16 protein-coding genes are annotated in these 18,881 nt (G+C 47.3%); 5 read left to right on the top strand and 11 right to left on the bottom strand.

All coding sequences use genetic code 11. From position 1 onward, the window contains the following. The 7 genes from CLV93_RS18305 to CLV93_RS18270 all read right to left on the bottom strand — a co-directional run. Nucleotides 1-279 (bottom strand): hypothetical protein (locus tag CLV93_RS18305; protein WP_146142081.1); only part of this gene is annotated, 279 nt, incomplete at its 3' end. A gap of 1,318 nt (nt 280-1,597) precedes the next feature. Then, nucleotides 1,598-3,682 carry a heavy metal translocating P-type ATPase gene (locus tag CLV93_RS18300; RefSeq protein WP_106543671.1) on the bottom strand — a complete coding sequence of 695 codons (2,085 nt, stop codon included), beginning with the start codon at nt 3,680-3,682 and terminating at the stop codon, nt 1,598-1,600. A gap of 102 nt (nt 3,683-3,784) precedes the next feature. Beyond that, nucleotides 3,785-4,267: a Fur family transcriptional regulator gene (locus tag CLV93_RS18295; protein WP_246187239.1), complete on the bottom strand. Its 483-nt coding sequence runs from the start codon at nt 4,265-4,267 to the stop codon at nt 3,785-3,787. 751 nt (nt 4,268-5,018) lie between these two features. Beyond that, nucleotides 5,019-5,489, bottom strand: coding sequence for a VOC family protein (locus CLV93_RS18285; protein WP_106543669.1), 471 nt, complete (start codon nt 5,487-5,489; stop codon nt 5,019-5,021). A gap of 17 nt (nt 5,490-5,506) precedes the next feature. Next, nucleotides 5,507-6,067 carry a dihydrofolate reductase family protein gene (locus CLV93_RS18280; RefSeq protein WP_106543668.1) on the bottom strand — a complete coding sequence of 187 codons (561 nt, stop codon included), beginning with the start codon at nt 6,065-6,067 and terminating at the stop codon, nt 5,507-5,509. Nucleotides 6,068-6,073: 6 nt separating this feature from the next. Beyond that, the gene (locus CLV93_RS18275) at nt 6,074-6,517 is read right to left on the bottom strand and encodes a VOC family protein (RefSeq protein ID WP_106543667.1); all 444 of its coding nucleotides are present in this window, start codon (nt 6,515-6,517) and stop codon (nt 6,074-6,076) included. A gap of 114 nt (nt 6,518-6,631) precedes the next feature. After that, on the bottom strand, nt 6,632-7,072 hold the full coding sequence (locus CLV93_RS18270) for an SRPBCC family protein (RefSeq protein ID WP_106543666.1): 441 nt from the start codon (nt 7,070-7,072) through the stop codon (nt 6,632-6,634). A gap of 176 nt (nt 7,073-7,248) precedes the next feature. Between CLV93_RS18270 and CLV93_RS18265 the strand changes: the two genes are divergently transcribed. Continuing rightward, nucleotides 7,249-8,235, top strand: coding sequence for a GlxA family transcriptional regulator (locus CLV93_RS18265; protein ID WP_106543665.1), 987 nt, complete (start codon nt 7,249-7,251; stop codon nt 8,233-8,235). A gap of 81 nt (nt 8,236-8,316) precedes the next feature. Here CLV93_RS18265 and fabF read toward each other — a convergent pair whose 3' ends face one another. Continuing rightward, the gene (fabF, locus tag CLV93_RS18260; protein ID WP_106543664.1) at nt 8,317-9,555 is read right to left on the bottom strand and encodes a beta-ketoacyl-ACP synthase II; all 1,239 of its coding nucleotides are present in this window, start codon (nt 9,553-9,555) and stop codon (nt 8,317-8,319) included. Nucleotides 9,556-9,628: 73 nt separating this feature from the next. Continuing rightward, nucleotides 9,629-10,219: a TetR/AcrR family transcriptional regulator gene (locus CLV93_RS18255; protein ID WP_170108995.1), complete on the bottom strand. Its 591-nt coding sequence runs from the start codon at nt 10,217-10,219 to the stop codon at nt 9,629-9,631. A 207-nt stretch (nt 10,220-10,426) separates the two neighbouring features. Here CLV93_RS18255 and CLV93_RS18250 point away from each other — a divergent pair, with 207 nt between their 5' ends. The 4 genes from CLV93_RS18250 (at nt 10,427) to lplA (ending at nt 15,646) form a co-directional block, all read left to right on the top strand. After that, nucleotides 10,427-12,235 carry a hypothetical protein gene (locus tag CLV93_RS18250; RefSeq protein ID WP_106543662.1) on the top strand — a complete coding sequence of 603 codons (1,809 nt, stop codon included), beginning with the start codon at nt 10,427-10,429 and terminating at the stop codon, nt 12,233-12,235. Next, complete coding sequence (locus CLV93_RS18245; protein ID WP_106543661.1) at nt 12,225-12,935, top strand: hypothetical protein; 711 nt, start codon at nt 12,225-12,227, stop codon at nt 12,933-12,935. Before CLV93_RS18250 ends, CLV93_RS18245 begins: the two co-directional genes overlap by 11 nt. Before the next feature lie 240 nt (nt 12,936-13,175). Further along, a complete protein-coding gene (locus CLV93_RS18240; protein WP_146142080.1) occupies nt 13,176-14,453 on the top strand; it encodes a hypothetical protein in 1,278 nt (425 codons plus the stop codon). A gap of 206 nt (nt 14,454-14,659) precedes the next feature. Continuing rightward, the gene (gene lplA, locus CLV93_RS18235) at nt 14,660-15,646 is read left to right on the top strand and encodes a lipoate--protein ligase (RefSeq protein WP_106543659.1); all 987 of its coding nucleotides are present in this window, start codon (nt 14,660-14,662) and stop codon (nt 15,644-15,646) included. A 57-nt stretch (nt 15,647-15,703) separates the two neighbouring features. Here lplA and mnmE read toward each other — a convergent pair whose 3' ends face one another. Both mnmE and arsB read right to left on the bottom strand, forming a co-directional pair. Next, on the bottom strand, nt 15,704-17,104 hold the full coding sequence (gene mnmE, locus CLV93_RS18230; RefSeq protein WP_106543658.1) for a tRNA uridine-5-carboxymethylaminomethyl(34) synthesis GTPase MnmE: 1,401 nt from the start codon (nt 17,102-17,104) through the stop codon (nt 15,704-15,706). Nucleotides 17,105-17,849: 745 nt separating this feature from the next. Continuing rightward, nucleotides 17,850-18,881 carry an ACR3 family arsenite efflux transporter gene (gene arsB / locus CLV93_RS18225; protein WP_106543657.1) on the bottom strand — a complete coding sequence of 344 codons (1,032 nt, stop codon included), beginning with the start codon at nt 18,879-18,881 and terminating at the stop codon, nt 17,850-17,852.

Below are 18,881 nucleotides of genomic sequence, written 5' to 3'. Positions count from 1 at the left end.
CTTCTCCAGCGCTTTTACATCTGTTCTTTCTTTTCCACTCATCGCCTGTAAAGATAAGTGAATATCATCGGAATAACGTTCCTGCCAGTTCCTGATAATGCGCCGGTACTGGGAACCTAAATCAAACCGGTCGCGTGCCTGCTGAAAACTCATCTTTTCTGCATCTATCTGGCCGACCAACCAGCGCCTGAAACTAACTTCGTAAGCATTGTAATTAATCGGTTTTTCCTGAAATCCTTCCATGTGATCGCTTAACATGGCCTCTTTTCCTTTCTTCATTTTCCTGACTTTTTACGTCAAGCTATTTCAGGACAAGACAGGCACCTCAAAAAATGTTCCGGGTACATACTTTTTCACACGGCACACCCTGAAATATGTTCGGGGGACATACTTTTTTCCACGGCGGACCCCCAAAAGGAGTAAGGCGTCGGTAGCGCGAAACCACCGCAGGTTTCACTTCAAACCACATTAGGTTTGGGGTAAAAACACACATGGTTTGGGACCAGATCATGTTAGGTTTTGGGTAAAAGCAGACGTGGTTTCTGAAAATCCACTGTTTCCGGCCGGCAGGAGAACCGTTTCCCGCATCCGTGAGTTCTTTATCTCACGACCGTGCGAAGCTCATCTCGCCGGATTTTCTTCTTCATCTCACGGTACGAAGTTCTTCATCTCGCCGGATAAACTTCTTCATCTTTCGGAGGTGAGAAGCGCATCTTAATCGAAGAAGTTTCTTTCTGTTGATTAAGCCGGTCTTAAACAGCGACATTTCATTAAAGTGCAGTCGTTCGCGAATGTCCTCCTTCGGAGGAGGTGGCCGAAGGCCGGAGGAGGATTTGTTCATTGAAAAATCAGAAAATGGACAATCAGAAATTTTTCCTCCCCCTTTGATTCCCCCTCCCAAGGGGGACAGCCCGCTAACTTGCTGCAGAAAATAACCGGAAGCTTATCCGCGGTTATCCTTCATTCTTTAGCCGTGTCATCGGTGGACGTTTTTGCGCCCTTTGCGAAAATCTTTGCGGTCTTAGCGTGGAGCCTTTTTTACCACTCATAACACGAAGATAGACTGTGTACTTTGTGCTTTCTTTGTGCACTTTGCGGTTAAAACTTACCACAAAGGACGCTAAGGTTTACACAACGGACACAAAGAAGTCCTCCATCGAAGCAGAACAACACTTCCTACATTGTCCTTTTGGCTTGACCCAAAAGTACCAATCCCGATATACATCGGGACAAGTCAAAGTAGTCCTTCCACCCGCGTCACAGTTTTTTCTTTCCTACCCACTTCCCTGAATCCCCGCCAAAAACCGCTCCCGCCTTCTCCTGCCCGGGCGACTTTGACGGGCCCACACACTTTTCGCCTATCAGCGAACCTGGGGATTATCACCGACCATTCTTAAAACTTAACACATAACACTTAAAACTCTTCGAACAACAGTAACAATATCGCTCACTGCAACCTCTGGCGCAACCTGAAACCTGAAATGCTGTAACTGCGAAGCTCAACAACAGAAACCATAGGAACAACAGAAACCACAGGAACCGCGAAGCCCAACAACAGTAACGATAGGAACAACAGAAACCGCGAAGCGTAACCGTTTTAACTTTCCCGGAGGACGCGAATCGAGTTGAACACCGCCAGGAGCGCTACGCCCATGTCACCGAAGACCGCTTCCCACATGTTGGCAATGCCGGCAATTCCCAGGAGGATGAAGATGAACTTCACGCCCAGGGCGAATATGATGTTCTGCCAGACAATCCGGCGCGTTTTCCCGGCCACATCGATGGCATCGACCACTTTGGCCGGCGAGTCTGTCATCAGCACCACGTCGGCGGTTTCGATGGCGGCGTCGGAACCCAGCGCACCCATCGCCATGCCCACGTCAGCACGGGCAATCACCGGCGCATCGTTGATACCGTCGCCCACAAAAGCTACTTTGTGTTCGCCGTCGAGCAATGCCTCGATGTGCCGTACCTTGTCTTCCGGAAGGAGTTCGGCATAGTAGCTGTCGAGCTGCAGCTTCTCGGCCACCGACCGCGCTACCGATGTTTCGTCACCGGTCAGCATCACGGTTTTCATGCCCCGCTTCTTCAGTTTCCGGATGGCTTCCGCGGCATCCTCCTTGATGCGGTCGGCAATCACCAGGTAGCCGGCATACGTCTTATCGACGGCCACATGCACCACCGTTCCTTCCACATCGCAGCTATCGTGTTCGATGAGTTCGCGGTGCAGCAACTTGTCGTTTCCGGCCAGGATGGTGTTTCCATTCGCGGTAGCCACCACACCATGCCCGGATATTTCCTTCACTGTTGAAATATGGGCTGCATCGACCGGCTTTCCCCAGGCGTCGAGGATGGATTGCGCGATGGGGTGGTTCGAGCCCGACTCGGCGATGGCGGCATATTCCAGCAGTTGTTGCTCGTTGTAGCCATTCACGGTAACGACATGGGTAACCTTGAATTCGCCTTGGGTCAGTGTTCCGGTTTTGTCGAAGACTACCGTTCTTACCTGCGTCAGAGCGTCGAGGAAGTTCGAGCCTTTCACCAGGATACCGTGTTTGGAGGCACGGCCCACGCCGCCAAAGTAGCCCAGCGGAATGCTGATGACCAGGGCACAGGGGCAGGAGATAACCAGCACGACCAGCGCGCGGTAAATCCATTCGCTGAAGGTGGCTCCGGCGATGAACAGCGGCGGCAACACGGCCAGCAACAGGGCACCGATAACCACCACCGGCGTGTAGTATTTGGCAAAGGTGGTGATGAACTTTTCGGTTCGGGCTTTCCGGGCCGTCGCATTTTCGACCAGCTCCAGTATCTTCGAGATGGATGATTCACTGAAGGTTTTGTTCACCTGTATGGTCAGCAGTCCCGATTGGTTGATCATGCCGGCCATAATTTCGTCGTTGGCGTTTACCTTGCGGGGAACGCTCTCGCCCGTCAGCGTTGCCGTATCGACAAACGAACTCCCTTCGAGCACCGTTCCGTCGAGCGGGACTTTCTCACCGGCTTTCACCACAATCACATCGCCCACCTGTACCTCTTCGGGCGACACTTTCTGAATCTCTGCTCCTTGTTTCACGTTGGCAAATTCGGGTTTGATTTCCAGCAAGGCTTTGATGGATTTCCGGGAACGGCCTACAGCAATGTCCTGGAACAGTTCGCCCACTACGTAGAAGAGCATAACGGCAACGGCCTCGGGCATCTCGCCAATGGCAAACGCGCCCAGCGTGGCGACGGTCATCAAAAACTGCTCGTCGAAAACACGTCCTTTGACGATGTTACGGATAGCGCCGGCAATCACTTTCCAGCCGCTGATGAGCCAGGCCGCGACAAATACGGCATATTCTGCCAGGTGATAGGGCGTTTGAGCTAACACGTCCTTGAATATGATTCCCAAAACCAACAACGCCGTAGCGATTCCTGCCTTGACAAGCGTTCCCCGGTTCTCGGCCAGTTCGCTTTTGGCAATCAGTTGCGGGGTGTCGTCGTTATCGGTTACTTCGACGTCGGGCTCGAGCTCGCGAATCTTCTGCCGCACCCGATCGATGTCGTCGGTTTCGATGGTCATCGACAGGTTGGCAAAGTTGACATTCACAAATTGTACTTCGCTGAGTTTGCCCACGCCATCTTCTATTTTAGCGGCGCAGTTGGCACAATCGAGATTCTTCAGCTGATATTTTTTCATGGTTGTATCCTCTTCTTATGGACACAAAGATAGGGCGGGAGCCTATGCAACCGGGTTGCAAAAGTGCACAGCGATTGTAAAGTGTAATGAAAATGAGGGGATTTATCGGCAGTCGGAGCAGAGGCCTTTCACCACCATGTTGACGCTGTCGAGGCTAAAATCGGTCGGCAGGTTAATTTGAGGGATGGGTGTGTCGTTCAGGCAGAATGTTTTGTTGCAGACCGTGCAGAGGAAATGGACATGCAAATCTTCCGGGGTACAATCGCAGGTTTCCTGGCACAAAGCGTATTTCAGGGCGCCGGTACCATCGTCGATGCTGTGGATGAGCTTGTGCTCTTCGAAGGTTTTCAGGGTACGGTACAGGGTGGTCTTGTCGGCATGGTCGAACCGGTTCTCCAAATCCGCCAGGCCAATCGCCGCCTCCTGTGCCATAAACGCCTTCAATACCAGCAACCGCACCGCTGTGGGTTTGATATTCCGTTCTGTCAACCGTTGATCGAGCGTTTCCTGCATGGGGTGTTGTTCCTTTATGACGTTGTTTTCTTCCACACCTAAATAAACTGAAATATTTTGGAAAGGTTTCAAGAGGGAGAAGTTTTAAGTGTTATGTGTTAAGAAGACCGTTAAATGATTTCAGGTTTCAAGTTTCAGGTTGGGCTTCGCCGTTTCTATGGTTACTTTTGTTTCTGTGGTTTCTGTTGTTCAGCTTCGCGGTTACTGTTGTTGGAAAAAAGACAATAGACATTAGACCCCGACGCACGGTCGGGATTTCGCTTTGCTCAACCTTAGACGATATAGAATGGTCTTTCGATTGTTCATTATTCATTTTTCATTACTAATTGTTATTGTCGTTTCTGTTGTTCAGCTTCGCGGTTACTGTTGTTGGAAAAAAGACAATAGACATTAGACCCCGACGCACGGTCGGGATTTCGCTTTGCTCAACCTTAGACGATATAGAACGGTCTTTCGATTGTTCATTTTTCATTACTAATTGTTTTAAGAACGGTTCGGTGATAATCCCCATCTTCGCCGATAGGCGAAAAGTGTGCGGGCCCGTTCCCGATGTACATCGGGATAGCCCGGGCAGGAGAAGGCGGGAGCGGTTTTTGGTGGGGATTCCGGGTAGTGGGTAGGAAAGAAAAAACAGTGACGCGGGTGGAAGGATTACTTTGACTTGATCTTTTCGTCCTTTTGCATCAAGGTAAAAGGACTGGTATAAAAGAATCTTGGTTTAATGCCTGTACGTGCGGCGCAGCAACGAAAGTTCACTCATCCGCGTTAGAATGTACGCCGCTTATCCATTGCACTATCTGAATCCGGGGTGGGCGAAGCCGGGCTACGCCTGTTTCAGCTTCTCAATATCAAATTTCTTCATTTGCAGAAACGCTTTCATTACACGGGGAGCGCGTTCGGCATCGCTCATCAGTTCGCCCAGGACGGTTGGAATGATTTGCCACGAAACGCCGTATTTATCCTTCAGCCAGCCGCATTGCTCTGCTTCGGGTACATCCGACAGCTTTTCCCAGTAGTAGTCAATCTCTTCCTGGGTATCACAATTCACCATAAACGAAACGGCCTCGCTGATTTGGAAGACAGGCCCGCCATTCAGCGCCATGAACTTTTGCCCGTTGATTTGAAAATTGACGGTGAGGACCGTTCCCTCTTTTTGTCCGTGTATTTCCTGTCCTTCGCTTCCATAATAGGAGATGTTGTCAATCTTCGAATTCCGGAAAACGGAAGTATAAAAACGGGCTGCCTCTTCTGCCTGGTGGTCGAACCAGAGGCAGGGTGTTATCTGATCTTTCATTGTTTTTCTATTGATGGTTAAACTTCCTGTAACGGCCGGTAGCTAAGCAATACCACACCGCTTTTAAAGGATTGGACGTTGGTGAGTTCCAGGTTCAGTGGTTGCGGTATGCCACCGAAAACGGCTGAGCCGGCACCGATGGCTACCGGGTCAATCATCACCATGTACTGGTCAATCAAGCCGGCTGCAGCAAACAGTGTCAGGATGGTGCCACTCCCCAGCAAGGTAAAGTTGCCATCCGATGTTTCCTTCAACCGTTTCATCTCCTCCACGGCATCATTAGCTATCAACGTGTTTTCCCATCCGGCCTGTTTCAGGGTGCGTGAAAAAACGATCTTCTTGGCGATGTTCATCTTTTGGGCTACTTCCGGACTGTTTTCCGCGGCCAGAGGTGTAGGCCAGTAGGAAGCCATCATTTCGTAGGTTTTCCGTCCAAACAGTAAGGTAGTGCCAGACTGCATGCTGTTGTTGGCGAATTGGTTTTCTTCGGTGCCATGCCGGTGCCAGCTGATGTCCCCGTTGGGATCGTTCAGAAATCCGTTCAGTGTAATGAACTGAAATGAGTGCAGTTTTCCCATAATACGCTAGCTGGCTTTCTCTGTACAGTCGAACATCCAGTGCACGCCGAATTTATCGGTGCAGCTGCCGTAGTAGTCACCCCAAAACATATCCTGCAGTTCCTCTCGTATGATTCCGCCTTCAGAAAGGGCATCGAACAGCTTCCGGGTTTCCTTGCGGGTATCGGGTTGCAGCATGATGTATACGTTATTGCCCATGGTTATCTGCGATTGCATGGACTTAGGGACATCGGTTCCCATTATCACATGACCACCGAGAATCGGTAGCTCCACGTGCATGATCAGGTTCTTTTCATCTTCCGGAATAGGAATCATTCCTTCATGAACGGGAATGTCGCCGTAACGCATGAATCCGGGTTCGGTCAACTCGGTGGCGAAGATTTCTTTGTAGAAATTGAAAGCTTTCTCCGTATCCCGAAGAAAATTAAGGTATGTACTCACTTTTGACATGGCTATGAATTTTATTGGTTAAAATGGCTCTTTTGTAAGCTTTTTACTTTTTGTTTTATCCCTCGAAATATTATCTGGAAGGGCAGTTTCAAGTCCCCTTTAGGGCCCCGATAATCATCGCGGGTAGGGGTGATTTCCTTCCACGTACTTCTTAAAATTATTAAGAATCGATTGCCAGCCAAACTGTTGCTGTTCGATAGTGTTTGTGTTTTCTGCTTCGAAGCGTTCAATGACACTGGTCGCACCACCTCCGGATTCGAAGGATACCTCTACTTTCCTGCCGTCTTCCATGGTGTAAGAGATGAATTGGTTATTTTTCACCTCGTCGTATACGCCTTCGAAATCGAAGCCGATGCTGCCGTCTTTGGCTTCCATGCGTGAGGTGAATCTTCCACCCGGGCGTAAATCGTTCTCCGCTTTGGGTGTGTGCCAGTCATCCGATGCTGCGTTCCACTGAACAATGTGCTTTGGGTTGGTCCATGCATCCCACACCTTGTCAACCGGTGCGTCGATGATGGCCTGAACGGTAATGATGGTCTTTGCTTTTGTTTCCATGATGTTATTATTTAGTTTATTGTGTTATCATCCTGTCGCTTTGTACAAACTTACGGCGTTCAACCGGCAGCTGAGATGTACGAAAGCGACAAATGAAAGTCTATTTCCGACAAGAACGTCTTATATTTGATGTTATACGCAGTTAGCTTTTTCATGGATACACAAAACAGACTGATATGAAGAAAATAGCCATCCTTGTTCCCGAAAGCTCCGTTTTGCAGGCCATTGCCGACCCGCAGTATTGTTTCAGTGCGGTGAACCAGTTCTATAAAGAAGCGGGAAAAGAACCGCTGTTCCAGGTAGAGTTGGTAGGAGTGAAGAGCGAAGTTCAACTGGGAAACGGTCATTTCTCTGTTCATCCTGACAAGTTGCTGCCAGAAGCCGGCCAACCCGATTTGATCATTATTCCGGCCCTGTTTGGTGATATGGAAAAAGCGATAGCTGCCAATCGGGAAATGATACCCTGGATTATCGATCAATACAATGATGGGGCCGAGGTGGCGTCCCTGTGTGTGGGAGCCTTCCTGCTGGCCTCTACGGGATTGCTGAATGGAAAGAAATGCTCTACTCACTGGGGCTTCACCGGATTGTTTCGCGAGTTGTTTCCTATGGTGGATGTGCAGGATGGTTTGATTGTGACGGAGGAAAACGGGATTTATTCCAGCGGCGGGGCTAACTCGTACTGGAACCTGTTGCTTCATTTGGTGGAGAAGTTTGCCGGCAGGGAAATGGCCATCCTCACGTCGAAGTATTTTGCCATCGATATCGGTCGGAACAGTCAGTCGCCGTTTGCCATGTTCAAAGGACAGAAAAAGCACGACGATGATTTGGTCAGGAGAGCGCAGAATTATATTGAACAGAACATCGACGGCCGGATAACTGTAGATGAGCTGGCTGATAAGCTATCGGTCGGCCGGCGCAGTTTTGAGCGGCGGTTCAAAAGGGCCACGAATAATTCGGTGCTGGAATACATTCAGCGGGTGAAGATGGAAGTAGCCAAACGCAACTTCGAAACCAGTCGAAAGAATATTGGCGAGGTGATGTTCGAAGTAGGTTATACCGATAGCAAGGCTTTTCGAAATACCTTCCGGAAGATAACCGGCCTGACACCGGTCGAGTACCGGAACCGGTATAATAAGATGGTGGTGCCGGCGGAAGGGTAGTTGTTTCTGTTTTATTCATAAAAAATGAGAAATGAACAATGGGAGTAAAGTTCATCTCTCATTTCTAATGTTTTATTATTATCAGATTTTTTTGAAAATCAGCGTTGCGTTGTGCCCGCCAAAGCCGAAGCTATTGGTCATGGCGACATCCACCTGGGCATCGATGCTTTCGCCGGTAATGATGCGTACATCTTTCGGGATGGCCGGGTCGAGGTTCACCGTATTGATGGTGGGCGGTACGATGTTATCAGTGATGGCTTTGATGCACAAAATCGACTCGGCTGCACCGGCTGCTCCCAGCAAGTGTCCGGTCATCGATTTGGTCGCACTGATGTTTAACAGCGGTTTTTCGCCAAATACCTTCTGTACAGCTGTTACCTCACTCGGGTCACCTACCGGTGTGGAGGTGGCGTGCACGTTCAGGTAATTCACCTTATCGGGATTGAGTTGTGCCTCTTCCAGCGCCAGCTCCATCGCTTTTATGGCTCCGATTCCTTCCGGGTGCGTAGCGGTCATATGGAAAGCGTCGGCCGTCATAGCTGCACCGACCATCTCGGCATAAATGTGAGCTCCGCGTGCTTTGGCGTGCTCGTATTCTTCGAGAATCAACGCACCGGCTCCTTCGCCCATCACAAAGCCGTCGCGGTCCACATCGAACGGACGACTGGCTGCTTCGGGATGATCGTTGTTGGTCGACATCGCCTTCAGGGCACTGAATCCGCCCATCGATGCCGGAGTAATCGGTGCTTCTGAACCACCGGTTACGAATGCTTTGGCTTTTCCCATCCGGATGTAATTGAAAGCATCCATGATGGAAGTATTGGAAGTAGCACACGCCGAGACCGTGGTATAATTCATCCCCTGTAATCCGTATTTCATCGAAATCATTCCCGATGCCATGTTGACGATCAGTTTGGGCACGAAGAACGGACTGAAACGGGGTTCAAAGCCATTCTGCACATACTTGGTTACCTCTTCTTCAAATGTTCCCATTCCGCCTTGTCCGGACCCCCAGATAACGCCGACATCGAACGGATCCATTTTCGATAAATCCAGACCGGAATCTTCCATGGCCTGGGCGGCGGCGTACAATGCATATTGAGTGAAAAGATCACTGCGCTTGATTTCGTTGCGTTCGAGGTATTCTGCCGGATTGAAATCCTTTACTTCGCAGGCAAACCGCGTTTTAAATTTCGTCGGGTCGAAGCGGGTGATGGTGGCGGCCGCACTTTTCCCGGCAACGGCATTTTGCCAGAAGTCCTGAATATTATTGCCTAGTGGGGTTACCGCTCCCAGTCCGGTAATAACTACTCTCTTCATAAGGATATTGGTTTTTGTTTCTTTAATATGTTTATACCAATTGGTATATTCATGATTAAAAAAATTTATTTATTCAGATTACTATTTGTTCTATCTGTGTTTTCAACTGTTCCAGGTTCGATAGTAAGGGCTTTTCGGTGCCCAGCGTTTTCGCAATCAAGATGCCTCCTTCCACCAGCGATATGAATACATCGGCGAAAGCTTCGGGTTCGACATCTGGTTTTACCTGCCCGTTGTCCAGACCCTCCTCGATAATGGATATAAGATTGTTACGCCAGCTTTCCAGCGCCGAACTTGCCTTTTCGAAAAGTGCAGGGTGGGCATCGTCGGAATCGGAAGCAGCATTCAAAATCGGGCAGCCTCCCCATTCAAAGATGGTGGGGTAGTACTCTTTGTAAAACGAAACGTAAGCCATCAGCTTCTCGCGCGTATTTTTGGCCTGCTGCAGCCCGGTATGAACCGTTTTTCGTATCTGTCCGTAGTTGAAAGCAAAAGCAGCCAGTGCCACTGCATCCTTGTTGGCAAAGTTTCCGTAGATGGCTCCTTTGGTGAGGCCCGTTGCTCCGGTAATATCGGCCATGGACGTACCGGCAAACCCTTTCTTGTTGAAAATGGCAGCGGTCTGCGCAATAATGAACTGCTTTGTCCTTTCCGATTTCTTCATACCTCTTACAAATATATACCAATTGGTATAAAAACAAAAATATGGAAGGTTTCTTTGTTCAAGGAAAAAGATAGTGCCGAACAAGTGTGTTTGTTTTATTGCTATCATGAGAATATTCATATAAAAAAACAGATTTCTTGATAGCGTTTTATGTTACATTTGTGACGCAGACAGACAAACCAGATTGGTTAACTAACTAACAAAAGATTGAAAAAGCTTGTATTTTCTATTCTCATTGGATTGATTCCACTGATTTACTCGTGTACGTATTCTCCGGTAGGGGAGAATTTTGTCGAAGTCGATCAAAACACTACTCCACCGCAGGTTCAAAACCTCACACTCGATTTGAATGATGATACACTCCATGTGTGGACGAAATCCCGTTATAATTTCAATTTGGTTTCGGACAATCAGCCGATTGTGGGTGTTATAATTACGCTGAACGAAGAGCAGCATGTTTACGACAAAACAAGTGGCTACATAGATATTGATCCGGCCAGCTTTCATGAGGGTATGTATCCGATGGAGATGAAAGTATATACTACTTCCGGTACAGGGAGCCTGGCTGATGTAACAGGGAATGAAGGATTCCTATTTACCAAAGAGTGGGTTGTTGTATTTGAAAATCCAAAGGCACCGAACCTGAAACTAACTTCCTCCATTGAAAACGGGTTTATCAAATTCTCATGGGATAAGTTTAACTCCTCATTTTTCCACGCCTACAAGTTGTCGATCGATAACAAAGGTATCAACGACCGGTATTCTGTTGCGCTTTATAGTTCCGAGAGTACTTCATTTATCGACTCTTTATATGTAGGTGGGCAGATTAATGTGACACTAACAACCGAGTTTTATGATCTGAACAGAGATATCCATACAGCCGTAGTCAACTACACTTATGATTACCCTGTCGATATTCAGTTTGCCGAAAACCTGGATAGTCTGACTATCAGCTGGACGCCAAATCCATTTCAGTGTCAAACCTACTATAGCCTGGGAGATACTATTTCAAAAGTTCTGGTGCCATCGGGTAATTCCTATACAATTCCGGCGACCGGACTTGGAGAGCCACTTCTTCATCGGATTGATTTTGAACCATTGAAATCAACGATTTGGGGAAAAGCGACTCATTACCTTTATGAAAGGCATACGTTGGGAACTGAAGATGGGCTGCAGTTCACCGATATGCTATACAAGCCCGATATGCATTCCTACTTTTTGAAAGACCCCATGTTTGTCAGGGAAGTGGATGAAAATTTAAAAACTGCCGGTAACTATGATTTTCCGTACGACTATAATAATAATCCCACACTGACATTCTCGAAAGATAATCAAAGCCTGTATGCTATTGTGAACCAGAAACGGATGCGGTTTAGTACTTCCGATATGAAGGTATTGGAGGAACTTCCTAATGGATTGGGCGATAATGCAACGATTCAGGTAATGAAGAACCTGAACGATACTATCTTCCTGGTTGGTTATGACGGCCGTTTTTGTTTGTTGAATATTCAAAACGACAGTATTATTTCTGATTCAGGACCTTTGGGCTCTATCCGCGGAAACAGGTATTACCGGTTTGCCATATCCTCTGACGGTCATTATGCAGCCTTTTGTAATGATCTTGGGTTGCACATTTGCGAAGAGGTCGACAACCAGCAAATAATTGTGCAGTACGAAGATTCAGGGAATGATATCAGTTGTCTTTTTAATCCCCGAAAGCCCAATGAGTTGTTGGTAAATGCAATGGATGGTATTTACGTGATGGATTGTTCGACCGGGCAAACCATTCGTAATCTGAATCAGTTTGTGGCGAATCCCATCAATTTCGATCCCGTGACAAACAATTTATTGTTGGTTTCCTATTCGCAAAAAAAGATTTTCGTGTACGACTATGACAATGACGTGGTCAAGTTAGAGCTTAATCATCATGCCAATCCATGGGATTTCCGCCTCTTAAATAACTATATCTTTTTTAATTCAGGTTATCACCTGGCAATCACAGATTATGTCCATTAAAAGAATTATACCGCTCGTTTTCCTTTGTTTCATTAGTATAGGTCTGAAAGGGCAGGGGTTTGAATTTCGTCCGGCCATTGGTTGGGGTACGTATGCGATGGCTGATTTTAAAGATTTTCAGCAGTACGCCATTCCCGATATAGGGGTGAATGTGAAAAGTATGAAAGCGTTTCCGGGCTATGCTAATTTCGGAGCCGACGTGTTGTACTATTTGAATCCATCGTTCGGTTTCGGGGCCACTACCGGTTATTATTCCACCGGTGCACGAAACAGCTATGCCGATTATTCGGGTTCGTATAGGATGGATATTAAAGCCCGGGCCGTGAATTTTGGTGGAATCGTTTCGTATAAACAAGAAGTTGGGAGCAACCTGTTTTTGGGACTGGAGTTGTCTTCCGGAATTAAGCTTGCTAATATTGATATAGCTGAAAAATTAGTCATTCCCAGTCAGGGGTTTGACGAAACATATCAGTTCGAAAGCCACAACTGGTGGATGATGCCGCAGGTCAGGATGAGTCGCTACTTTTTTACCGACATCTCTTTTGGTATTTATGCCGGTTATGAATATAATGCGAAAAGCAAAATAGAAACGAAGGAGAATGTTCTACATTATCTGGTCGGCGAGAATGGTCCGGTTAGGCAGGATTGGTCGGGGGCCCGGATTGGTATCTATGTGACGATTCCCATGAATAATTTATAAGAAACTTTTCGGATGATCTGAAGAAGGAGAGTTGGCTATTAAAATTTCTAAGAAAGAAGGCTGCCCGGAATGTGTTGGGCGGCCTTCTTTTTTGCAAATCAGGAGTTCTTTTCAATTTATTTTCAGGCAAATGTTACCTGGCAGCTATTGAATAAAGACAATCGTTATGATAACATCAATATATTGAAATTCAGCAATATAAACCGTAACTTGAATGGTGAACCTAAAAACCAAGTTACCATGAAAAAAGCTCTTTATTTTCGACAAAAATTTATCCTGATTTTTCTGGGAATGATGGCCTTATTTTTCATTCCCGGGTGTCAGGATGAAATTTTTGAACCTGAAAATGTGGAGACCAGCACATTGAAAAATGGGGTGGGTGTTACCCCAGCTAACGGTACCCTTTCCTCTGGAGCCCTCTACGACATTCAACTTCCTGCGTCATGGAATAATTCAACGAATCCTAAAATCTTATTGGTTTACGCCCATGGTTATGTCGATTTTGACAAACCTGTGGCTTTACCTGATGACTCAATTCCCAATGGTGCCGGCGGCTATATTCCAATTTCCTATTTCGTGACCAATGCGTTGGAGATGGGGTATGCGACGACAAGTTATCGTGACAATGGTCTGATAGTTCCGGAGGCAAAGCAGGATATTTTGTTACTGCGAACAACAATTGCCGAATTTTTCATTACGAATGCCACTACCTATGATCCGCCGAATGGTATTGTTCTCGTTGGGCCTTCAGAAGGTGGTTTAATCACGGTGCTAACCGTCGAAGATTATCCTGAATTGTTTTCAGCTGCTGTTGCGACATGCTGTCCGATTGGAAATTTTTATGACCAGCTACAGTATTACGGCGATGCCCATGTACTGTTCAAATACTTTTTCGGACCGAGCATTAAAGGTATTTACCTGGGAAGTCCCAGATTTGTTCCCAAAAGGACCATTCAGGAATGGAACAACGGAACCTTACCGGCTGCCATCATTGAAGTTTTGTCCGATGATTACTTGAATAACAACGGGAATAAGATAAATCAGTTTTTGGACTGTTCCGGAATACCTGCGGACCGCACTAATCCACAAATGGTCATTAGGAATATTCTTGATGTCATGCGGTTTGCCATTAAAGCGACGAATGACGCCGTTGATCGGTTACACGGGAATCCTTTTAACAACAAATTTCCCCGCAGGATTTATGAAGGTTCGGATAATGATCGAAAACTGAACCTGACCGTTGAGCGCATTAAAACGCCGGATTGGGGCAAAGCCGTGCAAACTCTCAATAATCATTTTGAAACGTCTGGAATTCTGGATCTTCCACTAATTACTATTCATGGTCAGTATGATCACATAGCGTTGGTTCAGCAGGAGGTGGACTATTACGAGAAAGCCTATTTCAACCCGCCATCATCAAATTACCTGACTCCTGTCGTCATTCCAGACCGGTACGGGCACTGCAACTTTACAGCATCGGAAATTGCATACTGGCTGCAATACCTGGTACAGAATTAACACAATACTTGATGGCATTTTTTTGGGGGCTGAATAGAAACAATCCCGGTTCAATTTGGCCGGGATTTTTCATTTAGATAGCTTATAATCAAGCACATTAATCGGTTAAAAACGATGTGGAGACTGAAAGTCTTAATGTTTTGTATTCCTTTTGATTCGTGACTCTGACAACCAAAAACTTCCTATTTTTGCAAAAAAATTTATTCATGCTGATTATCGATTCGCCCTCAAATAACGCTTATTTCAATATCGCTTCCGAAGAGTATTTGCTGAATACATATCCGAACGACGAGATCTTCTTGCTATACGTAAATGCGCCTTCCATCATTGTGGGACGGTTCCAGAATACGCTGGCGGAAATCAACCTCGATTATGTCACGGAAAACAAGATAAAGGTAGTTCGCCGCATGTCGGGCGGTGGTGCCGTTTACCACGACCTGGGGAATCTAAACTTCTCGTTCCATACGCCCCTGGGCGACGACGATTTTTCCGATTTCTCGAAATTCACCCAGCCGGTGGTCGATTTGCTGAACAACCTGGATGTGCCGGCTAAACTCGAAGGACGGAATGATTTGGTGATCGATGGCAAGAAATTCAGCGGTAACGCTAAGCTGGCACGCAACGGAAAGCTCATTCAACACGGTACCATTTTGCTGGATTCCGAGATGAAGGTATTGAGTGAGGCGTTGAAAATTAATCCATTGAAATTCCGGGACAAAGCGGTGAAGTCGGCCCGGGCCCGCGTAACGAACCTGATTGACTATTTCCCGGGAGGCATTACCGTCGACAAATTTAAGGAGCTGCTTATCGGACAAATCGTCAAGGAGAACGGAGAGAATACAACCATTCATCAGTTAAGATCGGATGAAGTGGCGAAAATAGAGCAACTGGCCGCGGAAAAGTACAGTACCTGGGACTGGAATTTTGGTGGTTCACCCAGCTACGATTTCAACAAAGCCATTAAAGTACCCGCCGGTTTCATCGAACTGCACATGGATGTGAAGAAGGGTGTCATTCAGGACGTGAAGATTTTCGGCGATTTCTTTGCATCGCAACCCATCGAAGAGCTCGAAGAAAAGCTCGTCGGTGTGCCGCACGAAACCGAAAACCTCCGGCAAATCCTTTCAACGGTCAATCTGACCGACTACTTTGGAAAGGTAATTCTGGAGGAAATTCTGGAGTTGTTTCAGTGAGTATTCTAGCAATATACTGATAGCATCGAAATCGTCGCTTGAATCTGAAGTTTTTCGTTACTTTCCGATACAAAAATTCCGGAAAATATTCCCCAGCACCTCGTCCGTGCTGATCTCACCGGTGATAAGACCGAGATAGTGCATACATTCGCGGATATCCTGCGACAGAAAATCACCGGTAATGCCATTTTCGATACCATCCAGCACGCGCTGAATGGATTCGCGGGCCTGGGTGAGCGCTTCATAGTGACGGGCGTTGGTCACAATCACATCTTCTTCGCTGTCTAAACGCGACAGGTTCACTGTTTCCAGTAACAGGCTTTTCAAGCTGTCGATGTTATGGCCCATCTTGGCGGAGATGAAGACCATATCTTCATTATCGGCCAGGGTAATGTCCATTAGCATCTTTCGGACAACGCCTTCGTCCACCTGGTCGGCTTTGTTCCCTACGATGATCAGGTTCTGTTGGTTGATATGCTGGCGCACATCTTCCAGGTTCTGAAGGTATTTTTCGGGTTCCCGGGTGAGGTCGAGAAGCAGCAGCACAATGCTGGCCTGTTTGATTTTCTGATATGTCCGCTCGATACCCATACTTTCTATTTTGTCGGCAGTGGTACGGATACCGGCCGTGTCGATGAACCGGAAGCTGACGCCCCGAATATTGATAACGTCTTCAATAACGTCGCGTGTGGTTCCTGCAATCTCCGATACGATGGCGCGTTCGTCATTCAGCAGGGCGTTCAACAAGGTCGATTTGCCCACGTTGGTTTCGCCGGCAATGGTGACCGGAATACCGTTTTTGATGACATTTCCCAGCTTGAACGAGTCGGCCAGCTTGCCAATCATTTCCTCGATGCGGGTAGCCAGTTCGAGCAATTGGGTCCGGTCGGCAAATTCCACATCTTCCTCACTAAAATCAAGCTCCAGCTCAATGAGTGACACAAAGCTGAGCAATTCTCCGCGCAGCTTAATCAGTTCCTGTGAGAAGCCTCCGCGCATCTGGTTCAGGGCCAGTTTGTGCGATGCGGCCGAGGTAGAGGCAATCAGGTCGGCCACGGCTTCAGCCTGCGAGAGGTCCATCTTCCCGTTCAGGAACGCCCTTTGAGTAAACTCTCCCGGACCGGCCATGCGGGCTCCTTTCGATAACAGCAGTTCGAGAATCGCTTGCTGGATATATTGCGACCCATGGCACGAAATCTCGACCACATCCTCACCGGTAAAGGAATGAGGGGCACGAAACAGGCTCACCACCACCTCGTCGATAATCTTCTCGCCGCTGCGAATGGTACCGAAATGGAGGGTATTGGCCGGTTGGTCGGCCATGTTTTTGCTCGTGTTGGGAGAAATGAAAACTTGGTCGGTAATGGCAATGGCCTTCTGGCCTGAAAGGCGAATTACCGCGATGCCACCCACGCCCGGTGGGGTGGAAATGGCGCATATGGTTGATTGATCGATCATCTTTCTGGTCTCCTTTTTAAGGGAAACAAAGATACAAAATCTGAAGAGAACAGACGATAGACGCTTACAGGTTAGGCTGCGCGGTTACTGTTGTTCCTATGGTTACTCTTGTTCCTGTTGTTCGGCTTCGATGTACGCGTCGTCTTTGTGTTCCTGGCGGTAAAGCCTTGTGTCCTTTGTGTTAAAAAAAATAAACCACAATGAACACAAAGAAAGCACAAATTTCACAATGGCATTATCTGAATAGAGGGTGAGCTAAACCATTCAAAATGGATGCCGACCTGGTAGGGCCACGATACATCGTGGCCGCGCACTAACCCGGTTTCAGGCTGCGCTGTCCCTCCCGAATTCAGAACATGAAAGGGCTTTTGGCATTTCATAGCAATGCCGGCATGTGCGGCGCAAGATCGTCACCATTCCAATCCACAATAGAACGTGTGCCGCTGTTTACTGGGGTATCGTTACCCGGGGCGGCGTCGTGCCTCCTTGCCCCGGGCTATGAGCTTGCGGCCCTTCAGGCCTGCTTGTACACAGCATCGAAGCAATTGACTTCGTCGAACTTCGTTTCGTGTAATTAGCAAAAATTAGCGTAATCCTTATCCCCAATATTATCGTACTGTCCCTTGTAAACAACTACTCGCTATCTCACAAAATACGCTTTCTTCAACCGAAAAGCCACATTCACCAATGCTATCATCACTGGCACTTTCACCTGCAGACCAATCACTGTCTTCAGATTATCTTATCAGTATTTCCAGCGATTCGCGAGACGCACAAGAGAGAGCATAACCGGTACTTCTACCAATACACCCACAACAGTCACCAACGCAGCCGGGGATTGTAATCCAAACAGGGAAATAGCTACAGCCACTGCCAGTTCGAAGAAGTTACTGGCGCCAATCATTGCAGCCGGAGCGCAAACAGTATGTGGCAATTTTAGTCGTCGGCCACCAAGCCAGGTAATAAAAAAGATGAAATAGGTCTGGATGATCAGTGGTATAGCTACCAATAAAATGATGAGCGGATTGTGGGTGATATTCGTTCCCTGGAAGGCAAATAATAGTACCAGTGTGCTAAGCAACGCGACAATGGAAACTGGTTTAAACCGGGGAAGAAATACAGTCTTAAACCACTCTTCGCCTTTGCGGCGAATGAGTCGCTTATTTGTGGTGTATCCGGCTGCCAGAGGAATGACTACAAAAATCAGAATGCTGGCGATGAGTGTATTATAAGGAATGTGGACATTGGTAATACCCAGCAACAGCCCTACAATAGGCACAAAGGCAACCAAAATAATAAGGTCATTTATCGAAACCTGTACGAGTGTATAGTTAGGATCTCCGTCAGTGAGGTAACTCCATACAAATACCATTGCCGTACAAGGCGCTGCCCCCAACAAAATGGCACCGGCAATATATTCACCGGCCATATCCGGATTAATGAACGCTGAGTAAAGCTTGGAAAAGAAAATCCAGGCAAAGAAAGCCATTGTGAAAGGCTTGATCAGCCAATTGACAACCAGCGTGAGGATTAATCCCTTGGGACGTTTCCCAACTTTTTTGAGGCTGGAAAAGTCAATTTGCAACATCATGGGGTAAATCATCAACCAGATGAGCACAGCCACCGGGATATTGACATGAAACAGCTCCATTTTGCTCAAAAATTGAATGCTATCACCGGCAAAGCGGCCGATAGCGATTCCCCCCGCAATGCACAGGGCTACCCACAACGTAAGGTATTTCTCAAAGAAACCGATATGCTTTTTTTGTTGATCCAT

Origin of the sequence: Prolixibacter denitrificans (genome assembly GCF_003014495.1) — a bacterium.
In the GTDB taxonomy this organism is placed as follows: domain Bacteria; phylum Bacteroidota; class Bacteroidia; order Bacteroidales; family Prolixibacteraceae; genus Prolixibacter; species Prolixibacter denitrificans.
The sequence above is the reverse complement of the archived record's forward strand: the minus strand, read 5'-3'. Positions and strand labels throughout refer to the sequence as shown.

Excerpts from the sequence above, each read along its gene's own strand:
- CLV93_RS18265 (WP_106543665.1), top strand. The coding sequence starts at position 7,249 with ATGAAGAAAATAGCCATCCTTGTTCCCGAAAGCTCCGTTTTGCAGGCC.
- mnmE (WP_106543658.1), bottom strand. The coding sequence starts at position 17,104 with ATGATCGATCAATCAACCATATGCGCCATTTCCACCCCACCGGGCGTG.
- CLV93_RS18240 (WP_146142080.1), top strand. The coding sequence starts at position 13,176 with ATGAAAAAAGCTCTTTATTTTCGACAAAAATTTATCCTGATTTTTCTG.
- CLV93_RS18280 (WP_106543668.1), bottom strand. The coding sequence starts at position 6,067 with ATGGGAAAACTGCACTCATTTCAGTTCATTACACTGAACGGATTTCTG.
- CLV93_RS18275 (WP_106543667.1), bottom strand. The coding sequence starts at position 6,517 with ATGTCAAAAGTGAGTACATACCTTAATTTTCTTCGGGATACGGAGAAA.
- arsB (WP_106543657.1), bottom strand. The coding sequence starts at position 18,881 with ATGGATCAACAAAAAAAGCATATCGGTTTCTTTGAGAAATACCTTACG.
- fabF (WP_106543664.1), bottom strand. The coding sequence starts at position 9,555 with ATGAAGAGAGTAGTTATTACCGGACTGGGAGCGGTAACCCCACTAGGC.
- CLV93_RS18270 (WP_106543666.1), bottom strand. The coding sequence starts at position 7,072 with ATGGAAACAAAAGCAAAGACCATCATTACCGTTCAGGCCATCATCGAC.
- CLV93_RS18255 (WP_170108995.1), bottom strand. The coding sequence starts at position 10,219 with ATGAAGAAATCGGAAAGGACAAAGCAGTTCATTATTGCGCAGACCGCT.
- CLV93_RS18245 (WP_106543661.1), top strand. The coding sequence starts at position 12,225 with ATGTCCATTAAAAGAATTATACCGCTCGTTTTCCTTTGTTTCATTAGT.
- CLV93_RS18285 (WP_106543669.1), bottom strand. The coding sequence starts at position 5,489 with ATGAAAGATCAGATAACACCCTGCCTCTGGTTCGACCACCAGGCAGAA.
- CLV93_RS18300 (WP_106543671.1), bottom strand. The coding sequence starts at position 3,682 with ATGAAAAAATATCAGCTGAAGAATCTCGATTGTGCCAACTGCGCCGCT.
- lplA (WP_106543659.1), top strand. The coding sequence starts at position 14,660 with ATGCTGATTATCGATTCGCCCTCAAATAACGCTTATTTCAATATCGCT.